At 34.8% G+C, this 24,224-nt stretch carries 11 protein-coding genes and 4 pseudogenes; 14 read left to right on the forward strand and 1 reads right to left on the reverse strand.

The features are described from left to right. Positions 1–1,724: 1,724 nt before the first annotated feature. The 11 genes and pseudogenes from RINTHH_RS01330 (at position 1,725) to RINTHH_RS01375 (ending at position 15,509) form a co-directional block, all read left to right on the forward strand. Positions 1,725–2,473: pseudogene (locus tag RINTHH_RS01330) on the forward strand (sucrose-phosphate phosphatase). Next, positions 2,470–3,108 (forward strand): Holliday junction branch migration protein RuvA, encoded by a 639-nt coding sequence (gene ruvA, locus RINTHH_RS01335; protein WP_008231930.1) that lies wholly within the window; start codon positions 2,470–2,472, stop codon positions 3,106–3,108. The pseudogene RINTHH_RS01330 and the gene ruvA overlap by 4 nt, the downstream one beginning before the upstream one ends. A 166-nt stretch (positions 3,109–3,274) precedes the next feature. Then, positions 3,275–4,430, forward strand: a pseudogene (locus RINTHH_RS01340) (aminotransferase class I/II-fold pyridoxal phosphate-dependent enzyme). A 1,491-nt stretch (positions 4,431–5,921) separates the two neighbouring features. Beyond that, positions 5,922–7,364 carry a nitrogenase cofactor biosynthesis protein NifB gene (nifB, locus tag RINTHH_RS01345; protein ID WP_044304347.1) on the forward strand — a complete coding sequence of 481 codons (1,443 nt, stop codon included), beginning with the start codon at positions 5,922–5,924 and terminating at the stop codon, positions 7,362–7,364. 116 nt (positions 7,365–7,480) lie between these two features. Continuing rightward, entirely contained in the window at positions 7,481–7,819 is a 339-nt protein-coding gene (locus RINTHH_RS01350; protein ID WP_008231941.1) for a 4Fe-4S binding protein, read from the forward strand. Between the two features lie 201 nt (positions 7,820–8,020). Beyond that, entirely contained in the window at positions 8,021–9,229 is a 1,209-nt protein-coding gene (gene nifS, locus RINTHH_RS01355; protein ID WP_008231943.1) for a cysteine desulfurase NifS, read from the forward strand. Between the two features lie 114 nt (positions 9,230–9,343). Beyond that, positions 9,344–10,249: a Fe-S cluster assembly protein NifU gene (gene nifU, locus RINTHH_RS01360; protein ID WP_044304348.1), complete on the forward strand. Its 906-nt coding sequence runs from the start codon at positions 9,344–9,346 to the stop codon at positions 10,247–10,249. 51 nt (positions 10,250–10,300) lie between these two features. Then, positions 10,301–10,474, forward strand: a complete 174-nt coding sequence (locus tag RINTHH_RS10605; RefSeq protein ID WP_155943877.1) for a hypothetical protein — start codon at positions 10,301–10,303, stop codon at positions 10,472–10,474. Beyond that, positions 10,455–10,871 (forward strand): annotated as a pseudogene (locus RINTHH_RS01365) (AAA family ATPase); the annotation flags it as partial. The gene RINTHH_RS10605 and the pseudogene RINTHH_RS01365, both read left to right, overlap by 20 nt. A gap of 239 nt (positions 10,872–11,110) precedes the next feature. Next, a complete protein-coding gene (xisF, locus tag RINTHH_RS01370; RefSeq protein WP_008231949.1) occupies positions 11,111–12,532 on the forward strand; it encodes a fdxN element excision recombinase XisF in 1,422 nt (473 codons plus the stop codon). Between the two features lie 2,335 nt (positions 12,533–14,867). Further along, positions 14,868–15,509, forward strand: coding sequence for a class I SAM-dependent methyltransferase (locus RINTHH_RS01375; RefSeq protein ID WP_008231953.1), 642 nt, complete (start codon positions 14,868–14,870; stop codon positions 15,507–15,509). 979 nt (positions 15,510–16,488) lie between these two features. On the opposite strand, the gene fusA is transcribed toward RINTHH_RS01375, so the two are convergent. Next, a complete protein-coding gene (fusA, locus tag RINTHH_RS01380) occupies positions 16,489–18,573 on the reverse strand; it encodes an elongation factor G (RefSeq protein ID WP_008231963.1) in 2,085 nt (694 codons plus the stop codon). Between the two features lie 1,430 nt (positions 18,574–20,003). Here fusA and nifH point away from each other — a divergent pair. From nifH to nifK, 3 genes and pseudogenes are all read left to right on the forward strand, one after another. Continuing rightward, positions 20,004–20,489, forward strand: a pseudogene (gene nifH / locus RINTHH_RS01385) (nitrogenase reductase); the annotation flags it as partial. A 168-nt stretch (positions 20,490–20,657) separates the two neighbouring features. Further along, a complete protein-coding gene (gene nifD, locus RINTHH_RS01390; RefSeq protein WP_008231967.1) occupies positions 20,658–22,145 on the forward strand; it encodes a nitrogenase molybdenum-iron protein alpha chain in 1,488 nt (495 codons plus the stop codon). 199 nt (positions 22,146–22,344) lie between these two features. Continuing rightward, positions 22,345–23,883 carry a nitrogenase molybdenum-iron protein subunit beta gene (gene nifK / locus RINTHH_RS01395; protein ID WP_008231969.1) on the forward strand — a complete coding sequence of 513 codons (1,539 nt, stop codon included), beginning with the start codon at positions 22,345–22,347 and terminating at the stop codon, positions 23,881–23,883. The last annotated feature ends 341 nt before the right edge of the window (positions 23,884–24,224 follow it).

Raw genomic sequence — 24,224 nt, forward strand, 5'->3', positions numbered from 1 at the left:
CATAGTCAGAAGCTAATCGTCAACATTATAATAATTTAGCCAGAGGTAAGACCTATCAACTAAGTATTCTTTATATAAAAACCTTAGGTATATTTACACCTAAAAGTTAATTTGATAATACAAAATAATCTACTATCTATTTTAGAATTTTTTACTTATAGTAGGAACTATTTATAAACAAGTATATCAATACTATCTTCTGTATTGTTGTGAAATTTGAGAAAATCCTGAATTATATCCCAGTTCATATAGTTATATTATCTAAAACCTTCATGAATAATTACCGGAATCAACTATGATAAATTATTTATATTCTGAGATAATATGATTTTTATCAAAGCTAATATCTTACCTTACTTTAACTTGCCATTGCTGCACTTTTTCTTTTGTAAATATTGACCCCTATATTGTATAAATAGAATATTGATACACAAGCCTAACTTAATTTAATTATGATAAGTTTTGAGCTAAACAAAACTATGTTTATACTGTCTAATATACTTGAAAGTATTGATGTCTACTCTGCTAGGTGACTAAGTGAGTTTTACTAGTATAACCATCTAAGGCTATCATATTCAGTTGGTGATTACCTAGACAATATACTGTTTATCGTTTGTCCACCTAGTTAATAGATAAATCATTATTTCTTGTGTTAGAATAAGTTTCCTAATAAATATAAATTCAAAGTTAATTAAGATAACCCCTAATATACTTTTAATGTTGGTTTCCTCTTGCGGTACTACTTTCCTCATATTCATTACCTTGATATAAAGTATGAGATGTAAGTAAAATAGAAATTTTCAGGTATAGAACTCGTATTATTCATAAGATATATATTATTTTAACTGGGTATATAACTATCAGTCAAAATATCCATTGATAGAATTTACTTTTCCCTTGGTAATTACTATCCCTACTATGAATTTGACTACACAAACATTAACTAATATGATCTTGCTATCTGAAGAATATATAATATTCTCTCGATTTATATTCAAATTCGTGGCATTTTTATGATGAATGAATATTAATTATTTTTGTATTCCCTCTATAGTTTTTATGTATTATAAACCCCATTAACTACTTTCCTGAGATCATTTGGAAGATGACTATAGCTTTCTTGATTGATATGTTTAATCAGGCATTGGGATTTAAGCAAAATATACATAATAACCCACTTTAAAAATCTAATTTTCATGACTCTTATATTTGTAGCAAAGAAACAAGAAGTAATTTAATTTGATTTTTTGAATATTAATAGTTAAGGACTTTATATATAATTAGATAGCTAGCAATTTGTATGAATATACTTTTGTTTTACTACTAATAACTAACTGTAAATTTAATTTCAGTTTTATAAGATAAGCAAATCATGATAGATTCGGATTCTTAATACTCCTGATAAAGTTAGACCTTACTATTAAAATTCAGGATTCTAATAATAATGTCAAAATAGGGATATCCAAATTTATCAAATACATTTATGTAGTAAAAACTAATAAATGTATTTTTAGTCTTTATATCTTGTTATTTCCTACTTCTAAAAAGGTAGCAATATACTCCTAATAAAAGTTAGGCACTAGTGGTCTCTCTTGAAATTTAGCTAATTAAAATTGAGCTAATTGGAAATAATATAAACTTAATAGCAGACTAAATAATTTACCTAATAATGATAATCTTATGTATTAATTAAAGTCTATCTACTTGGATACAATATTAATATCATGCAATCATTCATGTTTGTTACAGATTTAGATAATACCTTGGTCGGTAATGATGCAGCTCTACTAGAGCTAAACCAAAATCTAGGCCAACACCGCAAAAAATATGAGACTAAAATTGTATATGCTACTGGACGATCACTTTTTCTCTACCAACAACTTAAAAGGGAAAAAAACTTTTAGATCCGGATGCACTGATAGCTGCTGTGGGAACTGAGATATATATCAACGGCAGTCAAATACCAGATACTCATTGGTCGGAAAAAATCTCTGCAGGATGGGATGAAGAATTGGTATTATCTGTAACAGGTTGCTTCCCTGAGTTGATCCCTCAATCAAATTCAGAACAAAATCATTTTAAGGTAAGTTTTCAACTAAATGAAGCAGATGCAGCAAGAGTAATACCACAACTAAAATTACAGTTTAGAAGACAACACTTAGATATCAAAATACTATATAGTAGTGGCATAGACCTTGACATTATACCCGTTTCCAGCGATAAAGGTCAAGCAATGCAATTCCTCCGCCAGAAATGGGGTTTTATAGCTGAGGACACAGTTGCTTGTGGGGATTCTGGTAATGATATTGCTTTATTTGCTATAGGAGAAGAAAAAGGAATTATTGTCGGTAATGCCCGTCCAGAACTATTGGAATGGCACAGGGATAATCCAGGGAAGTACTGCTATCTGGCAAAAAATACTTGCGCAGGTGGCATTATTGAAGGTTTAAAGTATTTTGGACTGATGGAATGATTAGTTATCTTAAAGGTATAGTTGCTGGTGTTCAAAGTTATGGTGCTAATCGTCATATTTTGACTTTGGAAGTCAATAGTATGGGTTATGATTTGCAAGTTACCAGTAGACTATCACAACAATTACCCGGTTTAGGGGAAGAGATTCAAATTTTTACCCACTATCAAATTCGGGATGAAGTACCATTCCTATATGGTTTTAGTTCTCCCGCTGATAGGGAATTGTTTCGCTATTTGATTAGTGTAAGTGGTATTGGTGCATCTTTAGCAATTGCGCTGTTAGATACTCTAGAATTACCTGATTTGGTACAAGCTGTGATTACTGCTAATGTGCAATTACTAATCCAAACCCCTGGTATCGGGAAGAGAAATGCCGAACGTATTTGTTTAGAGTTAAAGACTAAGCTAATTGAATGGCGTAAGAATGCCGGATTTCTCGTGGCAACAGGTGGTCCGATACCCGGTATTTTGGAAGAGGTACAAATGACGTTGTTAGCTTTGGGTTACACGGCCCAAGAAGTAAATCATTCTCTACACTATGTGAGTGAGGAAATTGGTTTACCCAAGGATTCTTGTGTGGAAGATTGGATTAAACAGGCGATTATTTATTTTAGTAGTACTGAAGTCATCCAGTAAAACAGTATTTCCTGAGAAGCTTTTAGCTTCTATATTTTTAAAGGAAAACGAGATTGCATAATTACCAGTAGACTCCTAATTTCTATGGTTGATGGCACCATAACTATATTCCTCTGACCATGATATAAACTAAAATATTACCCCTATATGCCTTATACTTAAATTCATTGTGTCTAATCCCTATACTTGGCTAAAAAAGTCTTTGACAAGTTCGTGCTAACTGGCACCATTCTGTAAAGATAATTCAGAGTATATCTGGTGCAACAGTGGTCTTAGATCGGTAAGAAGTAATTAATTTTGCTAGTAATGATTACTTGGGGCCAGCTGGGGATAGGCATTTAATCGATGCTGCAACAATAGCAATTCAGGAGTTTGGCACTGGTAGCACTGGTTCTAGATTGCTTAGCGGACATCGGGAATTAGAAAAATTGGAGAAGGCAATCACCAACCTTGAACAAACAGAAGAATGCGTGGTATTTAGTTCTGGTTATTTGGCAAATCTGGGTGCAATTACTACCTTGGTAGGTAAGAGGGACTTGATTTTGTCCGATCAATACAACCATTCAAGTTTAAATAATGGGTCAATTCTCAGTGGTGCAAAGATTGTTAAATATCCCCATAATAATATTGAGGTTATTAAGCAGGAGTTGCAACACAAGAGAAAGAGATACCGCCGCTGTTTGATTATTACTGATGGCATATTCAGCATGAGCGGGGATTTAGTCTTTTAACAGAACTATTAGATATAGCAGAAGAATTTAGTTGCATGGTAATGGACGAGGCGAATAGCACAGGAGTAATTGGAAAAAATGATGCAGGTTGTGTGGAATATCTTGGCTATACCGGGAGAGAATTAATTCAGATGGGGACTTTGAGTAAAGCTCTGGGTAGTTTAGGAGGATATATAACTGGAAGTAGAACCCTTATAGATTTTTTGCGTAATCGTTCATGCACCCAGTTGGATTTATACCACAGCCCTTTCACTAGGGGATGCAGCAGCGGCATTAGCAGCTGTAGAAATATTGCAAAAAGAACCTCAATGCTGTCATAAATTATGGAAAAATTTTGCCTATTTACGGCAGCTATTTAAGGAAAAACTATCACATTTGCAACTATTATTTTCAGAGTCCCCAATATTTTGTTTTCAGCTAGCTAATCCAGGAAATACATTACGAGTAGAGAAGCAGTTGATATCTGCAGGGATTTTTGCTCCAGCGATTCGTCCTCCTAAAGTTCCTACGAGTCGTGTGAGAATAACTATAATGGCAAATCATCATAGAAAACATATTGAGAAATTAGTAAATGTTTTGGGTAATTTATGAAAACACTTTAATTTTGTATGTAACTTTATGTGAGCCTTATCTTATGAATATTTAATCTACCAACTATTTGGTAGCATTTTGCCCAAATTTATATTTCCTATGACACTTAACTGAACAAGCCAAGTAATGTAAATTTTTATTTTTTAGATTTATTGTAGTGCTATTACTATACAGTATAAATGCTTAAGGTTAGACTGGATTTAATAGTTTCAAGAAAATTGACCAAGAGTGATTATACTTAGACATCAAATTTAGCTGAGCATTTGGTGTATTTAAGGGATATTTGATTGTTTATATTATTTAGTTTAGCTTGAGTCATTCATTGCTAAACCAGTCAAAACTATTCAAACATTCCTGTTAGTCGTCATCAATAATACCTTTGAGATTACTAATGTGGGCAGTCTTGCAGATAGCAATAATAGTTATATAGATATATAAATAACTCCGACTGATTCATTTAGTAAATAGAAATGTTATGAAAGGCTTTTATCTTTTTTATATTCTTAATTTTACCTTTACATGCTTGTTTAAAAAAGTATCTGAGCTACATTAATGGGAAGTTTAGTTTATGACTAAGATAATACCTTAAATTATACAAGCACAATCATTTTTTAATTCTTCTTGCAAATTATTCTCATTCCTTGCTATATTAGAATAATATAAGTTTAAGTTTGACAATTATTGCATTAAAACTTAAGAGAATATAAATTGTACATTTTTTCAGAAATCAAGTGATATGTTGGATACATACGGGATAAATTTCCGTATTTATCGGATTATCATTAGTAGAATTGCCTTCAGTTTGCCAATGAACAATATTTGTTAGTCTATAAGCATATTTGTATAGTAGTTGAGTGATATTCACAGTACTCGAGATTTAGGTTAATATTTTTATAAGATCCCTATTATCACTAAGTTTGAGGTTATCATACATAATGCGTGTGCCCTGGGCCTTAAATACTAGCACTCCACACATTAAATACTAGTTGCTGTTCCCTTAAATAACATTCAAGTTATTACTGTATAACGGCTTGGAATTGTTGAGTACAACATTAATTGATCTAATAAACATTATCCATAAGTCGACCAGACAGCCCTAAAAACCCAACTGCTATAAGTTTTATATTGCCAATCACTAAGAGTACTAACAACGGAGCAATTAGTGAGTGGAGAGGTGAGATAGCAGTATGCCTTGGGTTTAAAAGTTGCTCTTTGTACTTGCGATATGTTCAACAACTTCAAGGTATTTGTACCAAACAGTAAGTATTTTTGGACAAAATTCTTGGTTGTTCTAGTCTAAATCTAAAACAATATACGGGATTTATTTCTTATGGTTCTAAGTAGGTACAAGACACTAATTTAAATACTTAGGTCAAATAATTTAGATTTTGAATTTTGGATTTTGGGTAGAACCAAGATCCAAAACCTAAAACCTAAAATAGTTCATCTCCCAAATTGGCACAGTCAGTCCACCAAGCCCTTCTAAATCCAATGATACCAAGTGTTAAAGGGACCTTCACATCAGAAGTTACGGAATCTAAAGTAACCCAGGTTAAAGGTGGTTGCAGCAGTTGTGGCAGTGACGACAGCGCCACCATGGAAGTAGATGAAAAGCTAAAAGCCAGAATTGATAACCACCCTTGTTATAGTGAAGAAGCCCATCATCACTATGCTAGAATGCATGTTGCGGTTGCCCCAGCTTGTAATATTCAATGCAACTATTGTAATCGTAAATATGACTGTGCTAACGAAAGTCGGCCGGGGGTTGTAAGTGAATTACTCAGTCCTGAAGAGGCAGCAAAAAAAGTATTGGTCGTTGCAGGTAGAATTCCCCAAATGACTGTCTTGGGAATTGCAGGTCCTGGAGACCCTTTAGCTAATCCAGACAAGACATTTCGCACCTTTGAGTTGATTAAAGAACAAGCACCTGATATTAAGCTTTGTCTATCAACTAATGGACTGATGTTACCTGAATACATTGATCGTATTAAACAACTAAATATTGACCATGTTACTATTACTATTAGCATGGTAGACCCAGCAATTGGTGTAAAAATCTATCCCTGGGTCCACTATAAACGCAAGCGCTACCGTGGTTTAGAAGGAGTAAAAATCCTACATGAGAAACAGATAGAGGGTTTGGAAGCACTCAAAGAAGCAGATATTCTCTGTAAAGTTAATTCAGTATTAATTCCTGGAGTGAATGACCATCATATACCTGAAGTTAATAAAGTAATTAATGAATATGGTGCATTCATACACAATATTATGCCTCTCATAAGTGCTCCAGAACACGGAACTCATTTTGGATTGACTGGTCAAAGGGGACCAACTACTGCTGAATTAAAAAAAGTGCAAGATCAGTGTGCAGGTAACATGAAGATTATGCGCCACTGTCGTCAGTGCCGTGCTGATGCGGTAGGATTGTTAGGTGAGGATAGGAGCCAAGAATTTAGTAAAGAAAAATTTTCAGAAATGACTTCGGAATATGACCCTGCAAAACGTCAAGAAGTCCACGCTGGAATAGAAAAGTTCCGAGAAGAAGTCAAAATAGCAAAAGATCTAGTCAAAAACACTAACCTAGTAACCAGTGGCCAAAAAATTCTGGTTGCAGTTGCAACGAAGGGTAGTGGATTGGTAAACCAGCACTTTGGTCATGCCAAGGAATTTCAAATTTATGAGGTAGATGGTAAAACTGTCGAGTTTATTGCCCATCGTAGGGTTGACCACTATTGCCAAGGTGGATATGGAGAAAATGCAACTCTTGATAACATCATTAAGACACTTAGTGATTGTAAAGGAGTATTAGTTGCCAAAATAGGAGAACTTCCCAAAAAGCAATTGCACCAAGCAGGTATCAAAACTGTTGAGGCTTATGACCTAGTAGATAAGATTGCTTTAGAGTTCCACCGGCAATGGGTTAAAGAGCAGTAAATAGTGGGAAAAGATGGAAGAAGAGAAAAAACTAAATATTCTCTATTTCCTATTCCCTATTAACTACTAATCATTACTAATTCTCAATCATCAACCTCATAAGAAGGATGATAATCATGACTTACAAAATTACCAGTGAGTGCATTTCCTGCTATCTTTGCCAGCCAGTATGTCCTAATGGTGCAATCAAGTTATTTAATAACCGTTTTTGGATAGATCCCCATTTATGTACAAATTGTTCTGGTAGTGTGAATACTGTACCTCAATGTCAAGCTAGTTGTCCTACCAGTCATGGTTGCGTTCAAGAATCGACAGATTATTGGGAAAGCTGGTTTACTACGTACAATCGCTTTATTACTAAGCTGAGGAAAAAACAAGATTATTGGGAGAAGTGGTTTAATTTTTACTCTCAAAAATTCTCTGAGAAATTAGAACAAAGATCTAGTGCCAAGTAGGTAGGATTAGAACTATGGTAGAAGCAAAATTTTAAATGGTGAAAGTGACTCTCTAGGTTAACTTTTGAACATTCTATTTAAAGGGATCATTAGCCTCCTTTTATATTACAGGAGTTAAGGAATTAACATTTTATATATTCTTAACTTCCAAACTCCTCAACTCCAAACATAATTGGCTTTTTTTACAGAAACGTAAAAGTCATGAAAAACAAATGTATTTATCTCGATAATAATGCTACTACTAAGGTTGATCCAGAAGTTGTAGAGGTGATGGTACCTTATTTATCAGAATATTATGGTAATCCCTCTAGTATGCATACCTTTGGTGGTCAGGTTAGTAAAGCTGTTCTACAAGCTAGAGAAAAGGTTGCGGCTCTTTTAGGTGCTAAGGAATCAGAAATAATTTTTACCAGTGGTGGTACAGAAGGAGACAACGCAGCTATACGTGCTGCATTACTAGCACAACCGGAAAAGCGTCACATTATTACTACCCAGGTAGAACATCCAGCAGTATTAGCTTTTTGCAAGCAGTTAGAAAAACAAGGTTACTCGGTTACTTACTTATCAGTAAATAGCCAAGGACAACTAGACTTAAATCAGTTAGAAACCTCTTTGAACGACAACACGGCTTTAGTTTCAATTATGTATGCTAATAATGAAACCGGTACTGTGTTCCCTATTGAGGAAATTGGGGTGCGGGTAAAAGAGAAAGGCGCAATTTTTCATGTGGATGCGGTACAGGCCGTAGGGAAAATACCCATAAACATGCAGACTAGTAACATTGATATGTTGGTTATGTCTGGTCACAAAATTCATGCCCCCAAAGGTATAGGTGCATTGTATGTACGCCGTGGGGTAAGATTCCGTTCTATGTTAATTGGTGGAGGGCAACAACGGGGTCGTCGTGCAGGGACAGAAAATGTTCCGGGGATAGTTGCTTTAGGTAAAGCTGCAGAGTTAGAAGTATTACACTTGGAAAAAACAGCAGCTACACAAGAAATAATGCGCAATCGTTTAGAGCAAGCCCTGATAACTAAAATACCCAACTGTGAAGTGAATGGCGATGTTTCGAATAGATTGCCCAATACCACAAATATTGGCTTTAAATACATTGAAGGTGAAGCTATTTTATTAATGCTCAACCAGAAAGGTATTTGTGCTTCATCCGGTTCCGCTTGTAGTTCTGGCTCTTTAGAACCTTCTCACGTTTTACGAGCAATGGGTTTGCCATATACTACTTTACATGGTTCCATTCGCTTTAGCTTATGTCGTTATACTGAAGAAGCGGAAATCGATGCAGTTATTCAAGTCATGCCGGCCATTATAGAACGCTTACGTGCCTTGTCACCATTTAAAAGTGATGATGCTAGTTGGTTACAAGAACAGGGGCAAGTGCTTACTCATAATTAAGTTCATCGGTAGCCAAGAATATGTTACCCCCACGGGTAATTCGGTTAACCCTACTTCTACAATCCAAAATAGCTTAACTGGACACAACTGAAGTTAAAAACCTAAAATTATGTTATGTGGGACTACACAGATAAAGTATTGGAACTCTTCTATAATCCCAAAAATCAGGGGGTATTGGAAGATAAGGGCGAGCCAGGAATAAAAATCGCCACTGGAGAGGTGGGTAGTATTGCTTGTGGAGATGCTCTCAGGCTACACCTAAAGGTTGATGTAACGGATGATAGGATCGTTGACGCTCGTTTTCAGACCTTTGGTTGTACAAGTGCGATCGCTTCGTCAGAGGCTTTGGCGGAAATCATTAAGGGTAAAACCTTAGATGAAGCCCTAAATATAAATAATAAAAATATTGCAGATTATCTTGGCGGATTACCAGAAGCCAAAATTCACTGCTCAGTTATGGGACAAGAAGCTCTAGAAACTGCTATATTCAGTTATAGGGGCATCAAACTAGAAAATCATAAAGATGATGATGAGGGTGTTTTAATTTGCACTTGTTTTGGTGTAAGTGACAATAAAATTCGTCGGGTTGTTCAAGAGAACAAACTTGTTACTGCAGAGGAAGTAACAAACCATATTAAGGCTGGTGGTGGGTGTGGTTCTTGTTTGTCAAATATTGATGATATAATTGCAGAAACTTGGGAAAAGCCAACTAGAATTTCCATTCTACCTGAAGATAATAATAGTGGTAAACGCTTATCAAAGACACTTACCACTGTGCAAAAAATCATACTCATACAAAAAGTATTAGATGAAGAAGTTAGACCCGTTTTGATGAATGACGGGGGAGATGTTGAATTCTACGACATAGAAGGCAATACTGTCAGAGTTTTACTAAAAGGTGCTTGTAGCTCTTGTCCTAGTAGTATAGCAACTTTAAAGATGGCGATTGAAGCTAGGTTAAAAGAGCACGTTGGTCAAAATTTGGTGGTAGAAGCAGTTGACCCAACAAGTATTAAGTAAAGTAGGTAAAAAAAATCACTATCTAGTTAATTTGCTCAACGACTAATAACTATGTTAACAACCATGAATACTTTGGGTGTAGAACGAGCACCACCGGTGCAGTTCTACACATGGTCAATACTGTATTTACAACCCAACAGGGGTGGACGACTCACACAAAATTTAAGACCCATTAAGCAAACTAATTGCAGGAGAATTATTAATCATGTCCGACGAGAAGATTAGACAGATAGCGTTCTACGGTAAAGGTGGTATTGGTAAGTCTACCACCTCTCAAAACACCCTTGCTGCTATGGCTGAAATGGGTCAGCGCATTATGATTGTGGGTTGTGACCCCAAAGCTGACTCTACTCGTTTAATGTTACACTCCAAGGCTCAAACCACTGTGCTGCACTTAGCAGCAGAGAGAGGCGCAGTAGAAGACTTAGAGCTCGAAGAGGTAATGTTACCTGGTTACCGTGATGTACGTTGTGTGGAATCCGGTGGTCCTGAGCCTGGTGTTGGTTGTGCTGGTCGCGGCATTATTACCGCTATCAACTTCTTGGAGGAAAACGGTGCTTACCAAAACTTAGATTTTGTGTCTTATGATGTATTAGGAGACGTTGTATGCGGTGGTTTTGCTAACTACACCCAAGTTTCAGGCAGATATGACAGGGATGTTAAAACAGATTTTAAGAGGTAGGTTAAAAACCTATTTTCACGATCATCTGGAAAATTTATGATTGGAGTAAAGGAAATAAATCTTAGGTTAAAATCTACAATTTAAAACAAAATTATTTTCTAATTGTCAAAAATGGGCAGTATAGGCTTTTGCAGCATTAGATAATAGATTTTCTTGGTATCTCCTGAAAAAAAACTTTTATGCGTGACTTATCAAGAGCATTAGGCTATTGTCGGGTATCTACCCAAAGACAGCACACAGAGGGTCATGGGTTAGAGCGTTATATTGATAAATTAAAGCAGTATGGGTTGACTGAAGAACAAATTCATTGGGATATAGAATCTGGTGCCAATGAAAAGCGTAGGGGATATAACCAGGTTTTAGAATTAGTCCGACAGGGAAAAGTAGATAAAATCATTGTCCCATGTTTTGATAGATTTACACGTTCAGCTTTAGGATGGGAGGTTGCACATCGTGAATTGCAAGTGTTTGGAGTTGAGTTAGTATTCCTTGATGGTGGTAGTCTAGACTTAGAAACCCCAGAGGGATTATTTACTAGTCGTATATTGGCAGCTATGTCTGCACAAGTACGAGATAAAAATAGATATAATGCCACACAAGGTCATAGATACTTCCAAGAAAAAAAGAAAATTTACCAAGCAATATTTGGGTTTATTAAGTATGGAGATTCCGTAATTCCTAACAACAAACTATATCGAAATACTAATAACACTCATGCAGATATTGCCCGTGAATGTGTGGAGATGTTTATAGAATCGGGGGAATTATCAAAAACAATTAGAGTCTTAACTCGTAAATATGGTTTAGAACGGGTGGGAAAGTATAAATTTGAGGATTTTCCTAGGGATGTATCTTCTTTCCGCCGATGGCTGGAAAATCCACAATTGTGTGGAATGATTTGTTACTATCCATATGAACCGAAGAAAAAGATAGTACTAGAATCACAGCATCAAGGGATTATCTCACTTGCCCAACATCAACAAATAATCCAAATCCTGGCAACTCATCCTTGCGGTCGACGTAGATATGCTAGCAATCCTTTGGTAGGATTATGCAAATGTGCAAAGTGCGGTTCCACAATGGAAAAACAATCGACAAAAATTAATGGCAAAACCTATGAATATTTAAAATGTCCTAGTGCTTATCCTAAACCCAGACAATCTAAAAAATGTGATGTACGAACTTATTTTCGTTTAGAAGAAGCAATTAATATTGTTATTCAAAAACTAAAGCAAAATTCCAAAGATATAGCTGAACATATGCCTGTTGAGAATATAGAAATAATTCCATTTGAAATAATAGAATTACAACAACAAATATTCAAGCTAAAACAATTAGATGACCCTGATTTTGATATTACAATTAGTATTAAAAAGCAAAAACTGGAAGCTTTAACAAAAAACCTTGAATTACATGTAGCAACAAATTCCAATAGGAAGGAGGTTCTGCGTAGTATTGCTATAACCGAAGGATTCTGGGATATGATTACTAGAGAAGAACTAACAGCTATTTTTCATGAATTAGTTGAAGGAGTAGTTTGTTCAGTATCAGAAACAGTTATAGGACAGACACAATTTTTCGATGTAAGGCTCAAAATTTGATTCTGTTCTTCCTTTGTTAAAGAAGCTAAGTATCTTTCTGTAACTGACCATAGTATATCTGCTACTTTTTGAGAAATTTTCATTACCCATATTATTGTATACATCTAACTATTCTTAGTTTAAGACTAGGTTGATAAATTTCTGTCCATGAAGAACTGATATTTCAGCTTCACAGCAGGGATTTAAGTATAAATATGGAGAATTAAAGAATATATTTACATAGCAAATTTAACAATTGCCTTAAATGGCTTATAAAGAAACAATTACATAAAATTTACAGGATCGGTAAGTATAAATATTCGTTATTAACGCATTAAAAACTTCCTATTCAGCAATATTCTCTAATATTTTACATATGTGTGAAATTATTTTGTCTAGATTATTATCATTGAGTACTTATAGATAGTGTAAAATCCTGATTATAATGATAAATTAATTATACTAGTTTACACTTATTACTTACTATTATATAAATATAATATACTTAATAAAATCTTTTTGGATCGATAAATTAAATTCATTAGATAAAATAAAAGATCTGCTAAATGAACATTATACAATATTTAACTAAAAACTTATTAAACTAATTTACAAAATTAGTTTAATAGTATGTACATACTTCTTAAAAAGTAAATTATTATGAGGAATAATTTACTTAATCCAGTTTCCCAGGCTTTTCTAGTTAGTCTAACGATTATTTGTATAAGTTACGGCTATTTCAATCTCAGCTAAGTATTTTGAATTATCTCGATCTTTTTACTAATTTTATATTATCTCTACTGTATCAATAGATTTAATATTTAAATCGAGTTTCTGCAGAGATTAAACTGTACAAGTTAATAAAAAAAGATGGCATAAACAACGGTAGATTTTTCCAAGAGCACTTTATATTATTAAAGTAAGGCTCTCCGAATATAAATAATTAATCAATAGATATATTCACAACATATATTTTATAAGTGATATAATTCCTGAAACTAAGATATATAGATACAAATATTAAATCAATATGTTGCCAGCTATGAACTTGATTGCCTATTCTTTTCTAGAAAGAATACAAAATATAATATTCTACATTATATTTTGTATTCTTTAGTTTTTATGTAGTTTTATAATCGGTGGCAATCTGGATATTTAACTTAAACTTCAGGGTAATAGCACTGAGTTACCTCTATTAAAAATAGAATTTCATATCACAGTCTGAACCTATACTAATAATCTCAAGACACATAAGTTATTGATTACAGTTAGTGCTGTATATATTAGTCATAGTGGTCAACCAGAGAGAGATTGTATGGGGATAAATAACTACTTAAAATTTTAAAAAAGTTAGATTTAACTATACTTAATACTCACTATAGTAAACGATATCTCTTATAGATGAACATTTATATAATGAATGATTATTTTTTATTTTTTAATGATCTAAGTAGTTTTAATAATTTAGTAAGTCCAGGAATCTGTATTAGTTAAAATATTAGGATAAGTATACTCAGGAAGACAGTTTTTGATGCCCTATTAAGAATAATTGGTAGCATTAATTAGTGGTGAGTAAATAATACCTCAAGATAAATTAATTGTATAGCATATCTTACTTAATTTTTTGATCATCATTTGATTTACCAGTTAATATGTTATTTTCTATTGATCATTCTTAAACTACTAAATAGATATATAGCCTACTAAGAACTTTATAATTGACCTTACGTAAAAAATTACATGACTATAAGGTTACTCAAGTAGCAAAAAACTTTAATTATATCAAATTAATATCTAGAAAAATAAAAATAGAATTTTTCTAAAAACCCAATATATACTTATAGATACTAGTTTGAATAAATGCAGCCTTAGTAATATTTTATGATGAAAATTTTTATTACTCTGGATATATATTAAATGGCAGCGATGTTACCTAGTAATATTCCAATTAAAATGATTTTGAGGCATACCAAAGTCAAAAATAGAACAATTATATATTCATTACTAAAAAATACTAAGGGCTCTGAATTTATCCAAAAGCAAAATGATGAGAGCTGAGAACATGTTCCATTAGGTACGATTAGTAAAATAATTTTACTAGAGTGAAACCTTATAAATATGTTTAACAAAATTAATTATAGTTCAATTTAGGATAGGCTATATTTTTAATTCTTGCTAAGACTGTATTCTATAATTTTTATTTGATTGCAATATAGAAAAGTTTTATAGGCAAATTAGGTTACAAAATTTTGACTCCAGTCCTAATTTACTTCCCAGAGACTCTATGTTGTAAATATTTGGGATAATATAAGCAGTTTCCTTCATTATTCAGGATTAACTGAGTAGAATTTAAGTGATGTCACAATCAGTAAATTATATAGATCAAAATTCATCCTTTGAACGTGATTGGTCTGCCTACTACGACGCAGTTACAGGCCGTCCACCAAGAGATACTTTGTTAGCAGCCTTAGCAAACTTTCATAGTGTAAATCAGTATAGTAGCAAGACAAAATTTGCAGTTGATTTAGGTTGTGGGAATGGAAGAGATACCCTAGAACTAATACGCCGTGGCTGGTGGGTTTTAGCAATTGATGGGGATAAAGAAGGTATCAGTCGTATAAGGTGTAATCAAAATATTGACAGCCACAAACTGCAGACGGATGTGATGAGATTTGAAAGTTTAGTCTTACCGAAGTCTGTAGATTTAATTAATGCTAGTTTTTCTCTACCCTTTTGCCAATCTCTTTACTTTCCCCGTCTGTGGGATACAATCGTTACATCTCTATCTTCTGGAGGAAGATTTTGCGGTCAGTTATTTGGGATACGTGATTCATGGGCAATAAATTCCTCTGTAAACTATCACACTCGCGAGCAAATAGAAGATTTACTACAAAGTTTTATTATTGAAATGTTAGAAGAGGAAGAACATTTAGGTAAGACTGCACTAGATGAGGAAAAATATTGGCATATTTTTCATATAGTTGCTTGTAAAAGATAAGATATAAGCTTTAAAAAGATAAAGTTTTAACTACTAAGTTATTACAATTAAAAGAGTTTATATTTTGTAAAAAGCGAGTAAAATAACAGAAATTATCTAGTTTATAAATCACCAGATTAAATGTTTATTTAATTGTATTTCTTATTAAATTAATCAGGGATTAACTTAATATTTCAGAGTGATATTTATTGATGAAACTCTCTCTATATTACCCTTAAATGGTGTTTTTGTTATTAAGTCAGTTACTATCATGAAGTAAATATCAAAATAAATTACATTCAAGGAAACTTCACGCAGCCTAAACTAGTGTTTTGCTTTATTGGGAATAATTTTACGAAACAGACCTAAGTAGCTCAAATGTCTATTTGAATTCTTTTCCTCTGTACATAACTTACTGCATTTTATCTTCCTGTTTGGTATACAGTGTAGGATATCATAATGATACTTTTTGACTTGATATTATTCCAAACTCATATCAATTAAAATGTTATTAGGTACACTTAAAACAATATGTTCAGGGAATTCAAACTTCTAGTCATAATTTTGTCTAGGCTTACCTTGCTTTAACACAACTATCCAGGTGTTTATGAATCTATTTATATGGAGAGAGAAAAATGATATCCTCCATAACGGAAAGAGAACCAATAATTTCCCAAGAATGTCTAAATCTCAATAATTGAACATATCGACTTTATTGATTTCTTTTTGGGCCAAAATCAATATGTGTGAATGGGCAAGGAATTAAACTAATAATGATTATCCTATGATTATTTTATTTTTAAATTTCAGTAAATACATAGAATAAATAAGAGTTTAAATCTCTTATTCAGATAATTAATAATCAAAATTTAATATATTATTAGCCTTTAAATTAAATGTATTCAAAAGTGATCTGTAGGCTAAGTAAAGTTTGTATTCAAATTTTTTCATTATAAGTGGGGTGTCTTACATTAAGAAGTAAGATACCCCACTTATAATCTTATTTCACAGCCTCTCTTTCTTTAACTTCTTTAATCACCTCTTCTGCTACATTAGTAGGACAAGGTGCATAATGTGAGAACTCCATAGAAAACTGACCTCTGCCAGAAGTCATAGTACGTAAATCACCAATATAACCAAACATCTCACTCAAAGGAGCATCTGCTTTGATACGAACTCCTGTAGGAGATGGATCTTGAGATTTAATAATTCCCCGACGACGATTTAAGTCTCCTATTACATCACCCATATAATCTTCTGGAGTGAATACATCAATTTTCATGATAGGTTCTAACATTTGAGGGCCAGCTTTAGGTAATGATTGACGATAAGCTGCCCTTGCTGCTATTTCAAAGGCAATTGCAGAAGAATCAACCGGATGATAAGCACCGTCTCGTAAGGTTACTTTCAAATCTACACAGGGAAATCCTGCTATTACTCCCTTCTCAATACTACTCTCGAAACCCTTTTGCACTGCTGGCCAGAATTCTCTGGGCACATTACCACCAGTCACCTTGGACTCAAATTGAAAGCCCGTACCAGGCTCGCCAGGCTCAACAGTATAATCGATCTTACCATATTGGCCAGAACCACCGGATTGCTTCTTATGAGTGTAGCTATCCTGAATGGCTTTAGTAATGGATTCCCGATAAGCAACTTGGGGTTTACCAACTTCTACTTCTACCCCATGTGTGCGTTTTAGAATATCCACTTTTATGTCTAGGTGCAATTCACCCATACCCTTAATAATGATTTCACTAGTTTCCTGGTCTGTTTCGACTTGGAAGGATGGATCCTCCTGTACCATTTTACTCAATGCAAGACCCATTTTTTCATCAGTTCCCTTCTTTTTGGGTTTAACTGCAATGGAGATTACAGGTTCCGGGAAAACCATGGGTTCTAAGGTCGCTATATTTTTGGGATCGCAAAGAGTATGTCCGGTTTGGATATTCTTCATTCCCACAATGGCGATAATATCACCTGCTTGGGCAGATTCAATTTCTTCTCTGGAATCAGCGTGCATTTCTACCAAACGCCCAACACGCTCACTTTTACCAGTAGCTGTATTAAAAATTGTATCACCCTTATGGATTCTACCAGAGTATAATCTGGTAAAGGTTAAAGAGCCAAAGCGATCATCCATAATTTTAAATGCCAATGCCCGTAATGGCCTTTCAGGATCGACAATGGCGAAATTACCATTTTCGTTACCTTCCAAATCAGTTTCTGGTTGGGGATTAACCTCGGTAGGGTTAGGTAGGTAATCTATAACCGCATCTAGAACTAGTTGCACACCCTTATTTTTGAAGGAGGAACCACAATATGTCGGAAAAAAAGAAAGATTAATGGTACCCTTGCGAATACAAGCTTTAATTTCATCAATGGAAATCTCTTCTCCTTCTAGGTATTTTTCCATCAACTCGTCGTCCTGCTCAACCGCATTTTCAATTAACTGTTCACGGTAAGCTTCTACATCATCCTTCATTTCTGAAGGAACGTCCTTAAGTTTATAATTCATAGGATCGCCGGACTCATCCCATATCCATGCTTTCCGGGTAAGTAAGTCAACCACTCCAACAAAGTCACTTTCAGTACCAATCGGTAACACCATAACTAAAGGTTTGGCAGCAAGTACATTTTCTACCTGTTTAACAACTCGATAGAAATCTGCACCCATACGGTCTAACTTGTTGATATAGATAATACGTGCGACTTTGGAGTCATTAGCATAACGCCAGTTGGTTTCTGATTGTGGTTCCACTCCACCGGAACCGCAGAACACACCAATTCCGCCATCAAGTACCTTTAGGGAACGGTATACTTCAACAGTAAAATCCACGTGGCCTGGGGTATCAATAATGTTAAACTGGTGGTCATTCCAGAAACAGGATGTTGCAGCAGATTGAATCGTGATGCCTCGCTCTTGCTCCTGTTCCATGAAGTCCGTTGTTGCTGCACCTTCATGTACCTCACCGATTTTATGAATTTTACCGGTTAGTTTTAGTATTCTTTCAGTGGTGGTTGTCTTTCCTGCATCCACGTGGGCGAAGATGCCAATGTTGCGATAAAGAGTGAGGTCTTTCATATTTAATTATTTAACTATAATGCTAGAAAAGATTGGCGAAATGCTAGAAAAGATTGGCGATTACCCTCGAGTAGTACTCAAACGTAATCATCATTTTTATTCCAGCTAGGGATGGTTCTCTAGCGTCTGGGACACTTTCAGTCCTTTTATGTCAATGATGACAGTAACAACAGCTAAATAATTATAAAAGATTTTAATATCAACGGGGAAGCAGTTATGTAGGGTAAAATTGGCAAATTAAAATTGGCAAATAATTATTACATTCCTCCAAATGATAAATTAATTGGAGTTGCTGGGAAATAAATTAGGATATAAGATTATGATTTCATAACCCTATCTGTTAATAAAGCTTATTTTCAGCTGATACCAAGTGAAATATCTGTAGTCCACAATATAATAAAACTACCATCAGAATTATCAGTTTCCTTTCCCTATTGTAATAATCGGATATGACACAAGTATTTTTTTGTATTCTTAATCTTACTAATTAAATAATTGTAGACTTTTAATGAAAAAATAGATTGCTATCATATTTTTTTAGCGCTAAGAAAACTCATGTTTTTATTAGAAATATTAATAGATAGGCTTACTACTATATTTATTAGTATCTTTTGAGATTATTGCCATCAACTTTTCTCGATTTTGTCTTGCTTAAGGCTTACACTCTATTAACTTCTTTTACTCTAATCTTATGTAATAATTGCAAGTATAAATTCTTGTCGATACATATAGCTATTACCTTTATATTTAAAATTTTAGGTTCTATAATAAAACTTTTCAGTTTCACCAACTATGACTTAACAACACATATTGAATTTAATATATAGTCAATTAATTTAATACAAACATCAATAATGCTTGTAACTGCTACGATTATATATTTATACAAAAAATATATATTAAGAAGATTATTATAAAATAATATTTTTGCCTTTTTTATTTATAAAAACAAAATTCATACTATATATAATATTAGATTGTATTTGGAACAAAATATTATTTAAAACAATCTATCTTGATGGTTGCATAAACTAACTACTTTATTTACTCTTATAGCACTTTTGAGAGTAACATTCATTGTTATACAGAGATAATAATGAATGTTACGGATAGATTGATTATTCAGGTATTTCTACTTTTATTGAGTTATTCTCTACATCAGTTACTCTTAGTTAAATGGTTATTTGATGCTTATAATTATCCATATTTAGTCAATAGTTTTTTGTTTTCTCTGATTTTTGAATAGCTATGATTTTAATGGGTTAATATCTCTCCTCTCAAGTTAATAATTTCACTTAGATTTTGTAACTTATCACTCTCCAAACAACTCATTAGAGAAATCAGCTCACTTTCTATTCCTACCAGGAATATTAATACACTAAAGCACAGAAGAAACTGTTCCATTTTATGTTTAGTGGCTATTAGCTAAATGCGGTGGTTTTGCTATGCCTATTCGTGAAGGCAAAGCACAAGAAATTTACATTGTTACCTCTGGTGAGATGATGGCAATGTATGCTGCTAATAACATTGCTCGTGGTATTTTGAAATACGCTCACTCCGGTGGTGTGCGCTTAGGTGGCTTGATTTGTAATAGCCGTAAAGTTGACCGTGAAGCTGAATTGATCGAAAACTTGGCTGAACGCATCAATACCCAAATGATCCACTTCGTACCTCGTGACAACATCGTTCAACACGCTGAATTGCGTCGTATGACCGTTAACGAATATGCTCCTGACAGTAACCAATCTCAGGAATATCGAGCATTAGCTAAGAAAATCATCAACAATGAAAAGCTAACCATTCCCACTCCCATGGAAATGGATGATTTAGAAGCTCTGTTAATTGAATACGGTATTCTTGACGATGATACCAAAAACAAGGATATCGGTCAGCCTGCAGAAGCTGGTGCTAAGTAATTAATTGGTTAGCTAAGGTTAAGTCAAAATGGTCGAGGAAAGAGCAAAGGATGAAGTATACAATAAACTCCGTTTTTAAACTTCATCTTTCTCTTTTCCTCTTCTTACCTTAAATTTCCCCGCTATCATTTCACTTCTAATCCTAAACAGTATTATAGGGGCATAATCATGACACCTCCTGACAATAATCTTGTAGAAGAACATAAGAAGCTTGTTGAAGAAGTTCTTCAAAAATATCCAGAAAAATCTCGTAAAAAGCGTGCTAAGCACCTCAATGTTCACCAAGAAGGTAAGACTGATTGTGGTGTTAAGTCTAACGTCAAATCTATTCCTGGTGTAATGACTGCTCGTGGCTGTGCTTATGCAGGTTCTAAGGGAGTGGTTTGGGGCCCTGTTAAGGACATGATTCATATCAGCCATGGTCCTGTAGGTTGTGGTTACTGGTCTTGGTCCGGTCGTCGTAACTACTATGTAGGTGAAACTGGTGTTGATAGTTTCGGTACTATGCACTTCACCTCTGACTTCCAAGAGAAAGATATTGTATTTGGTGGTGATAAAAAACTAGTCAAAATTATTGAGGAAATAGAAGAACTTTTCCCACTTCACCGTGGTGTTTCTATTCAGTCTGAGTGTCCCATCGGTCTGATTGGTGATGATATTGAAGCTGTAGCAAAGAAAACTTCCAAAAAGATAGGTAAGCCTGTAGTTCCTTTGCGTTGTGAAGGTTTTCGTGGTGTATCTCAATCTTTAGGGCACCACATTGCCAACGATGCTATCCGTGACTGGGTATTCCCCAAATATGATGAAGCTAAGAAGAATAATAGCCTTGACTTCTCACCCAGTCCATACGACGTTGCATTGATTGGCGACTACAACATTGGTGGTGATGCTTGGTCTAGCCGTCTATTGCTCGAAGAAATCGGCTTACGTGTTGTTGCCCAGTGGTCTGGTGATGGTACTCTCAACGAGTTGATCCAAGGTCCTGCTGCTAAGTTAACCTTGATCCACTGCTACCGTTCTATGAACTATATCTGCCGTAGTTTAGAAGAAGCATACGGAATGCCTTGGATGGAATTCAACTTCTTTGGTCCAACTAAAATAGCTGCATCTCTTCGTGAAATTGCTGCTCGCTTCGACCAGAAAATCAAAGACAACGCTGAGAAAGTAATTGCTAAGTATCAGCACATCATGGATGAGGTAGTTAAGAAGTACCGTCCTCGTTTGGAAGGTAACTCTGTAATGCTCTATGTTGGCGGTCTACGTCCTCGTCACGTTGTTCCCGCTTTTGAAGATTTAGGCATTAAAGTTATGGGTACTGGTTACGAATTTGCCCACGGTGACGACTACAAGCGTACTACACACTACATTGATAACGCTACCATCATCTATGATGACGTAACTGCTTATGAATTTGAGGAATTTGTTAAAGCGAAGAAGCCTGATTTAGTTGCTTCTGGTATTAAGGAAAAGTATGTCTTCCAGAAGATGGGCCTTCCTTTTCGCCAAATGCACTCTTGGGATTATTCCGGTCCCTATCATGGTTATGATGGTTTTGCTATCTTCGCTCGTGATATGGACATGGCACTGAATAGCCCCACTTGGGACTTAGTGGCTACTCCTTGGAAGAAAAAGGCTGTAGAAACTAAAGCTGCATAATTCACCATTTTAGATAGCTAGGGGTAAAAACTCCAGTATATGAAGCAGGAATAGTGAATGCTGAATGCTGGATACTGGATGAGGTTTCATCCATTATTCACAATTCATCACTCGCAACTCTCTCCAGGGATGATATCCCCATGGCTATCTTTATATAACTACTATTAGCAACTTACCCAGAAACTAGAGAGATACACCAATGCCTCAGAATCCAGAGAGAATTGTAGACCACGTTGAACTATTTAAGCAGCCTGAATATACCGAATTGTTCAAAAATAAGCGCGAACAATTTGAGGGTGCACACTCTAAAGAAGAGGTAAAACGGGTTTCTGAGTGGACAAAAAGCTGGGAATATCGAGAGAAAAACTTTGCTCGTGAAGCTTTAACCATTAACCCTGCTAAAGGTTGTCAACCTGTCGGTGCTATCTTTGCTGCAGTGGGTTTTGAAGGTACTTTACCTTTTGTTCAAGGTTCTCAGGGTTGTGTATCTTATTTCCGTACCCACCTCAGCCGCCACTACAAGGAGCCATTTTCTGCTGTATCCTCTTCTATGACTGAAGACGCAGCGGTATTTGGTGGTTTGCAGAATATGATTGATGGTTTGCAGAACACTTACGAACTCTACAAACCTAAGATGATTGCTGTTTGTACTACTTGTATGGCTGAGGTTATTGGTGATGACTTAGGTTCTTTTATTACCAATGCTAAAAATGCCGGTGCTCTTCCCCAAAGCATACCAGTTCCCTTTGCTCATACTCCTAGTTTTGTTGGTTCTCATATAACCGGATATGACAACATGATGAAGAGTATTCTTGGTAACTTAAATCAAGGGAAGAAGAAGAGCAAGAGCAATGGTAAATTAAATGTAGTGCCTGGTTTTGACACCTATACCGAGAATAACCGTGAAATCAAACGGATGTTAGGTTTGATGGGAATTGATTACACGATTCTCTCCGATAGTAGTGACTATTTGGATTCTCCTAACAATGGCAAGTTTGATATGTACCCTGGTGGTACCAAGTTAGAAGATGCAGCTGATGCTTGTAACGCTGAAGCTACAGTTTTCTTGCAAAAATACACAACTATTAAAACCGAAGATTTCATTAGGAAAGAATGGGGTCAAACCACCAAAACTCTATCTCCTTGGGGTGTCAAGGGTACTGATGAATTCTTAATGACTTTGTCAGAAATAACTGGTAAGCCTATTCCTGAAGAGCTAGAAATCGAACGTGGACGCCTAGTTGATGCGATGACTGACTCATATGCATGGGTTCATGGCAAGAAATTTGCAATCTACGGCGATCCCGATTTAATTTATGGCGTTACTAGCTTTTTGTTGGAGTTAGGTGCTGAACCTGTACACATTCTATGTAACAATGGTGATGCCCCATTCGAAAAACAAATGAAAGAGATGCTAAATGCTAGTCCATTTGGTAAGGGTGCTAATATTTGGCTTAAGAAAGACTTGTGGCACTTACGTAGTTTGCTATTTACCGAGCCGGTAGATTTCTTTGTTGGTAATTCCTACGGCAAGTACTTATGGCGTGATACTAAAATTCCTATGGTTCGCATTGGTTATCCCTTATTTGACCGTCACCACCTGCATCGCTACTCTACCATAGGTTACAAGGGTGGTATTAACCTCCTGAATTGGGTTGTTAATACCTTGTTAGATGAAATGGACCGTGTCAGTAATATTGCTGGTGAGACTGACATATCCTTCGACTTAGTTCGTTAAGTTTGTTTTGATCTGAAAACTTACAAATGAATAATAAGGGAAAGGTAATAATTATAAGTGCAAAATAATTAATTTTGCCTTTCCCTTATTATTCCAATGTTAGTTGGTACATTTGTTATAAGTCAAATTATCTAGATAAAATACTTCTTAGGCTTTATTCACTTTACATGAATAAATATGCCAATTGAGTTGATACAGGAAATTTTCAGCAGATATGAGTAAGAATCTTTCTTGTTCCCAGTATTTTGTAAAATATTTGCTTGTTTAAAAATAAATTGAGCGAGATATTAGTTCTTAGGAGCGTAGTTTTTGCCTGAAGTACTTCTACCCAGCTGCAAATA

The organism is Richelia intracellularis HH01 (assembly GCF_000350105.1).
In the GTDB taxonomy this organism is placed as follows: domain Bacteria; phylum Cyanobacteriota; class Cyanobacteriia; order Cyanobacteriales; family Nostocaceae; genus Richelia; species Richelia intracellularis.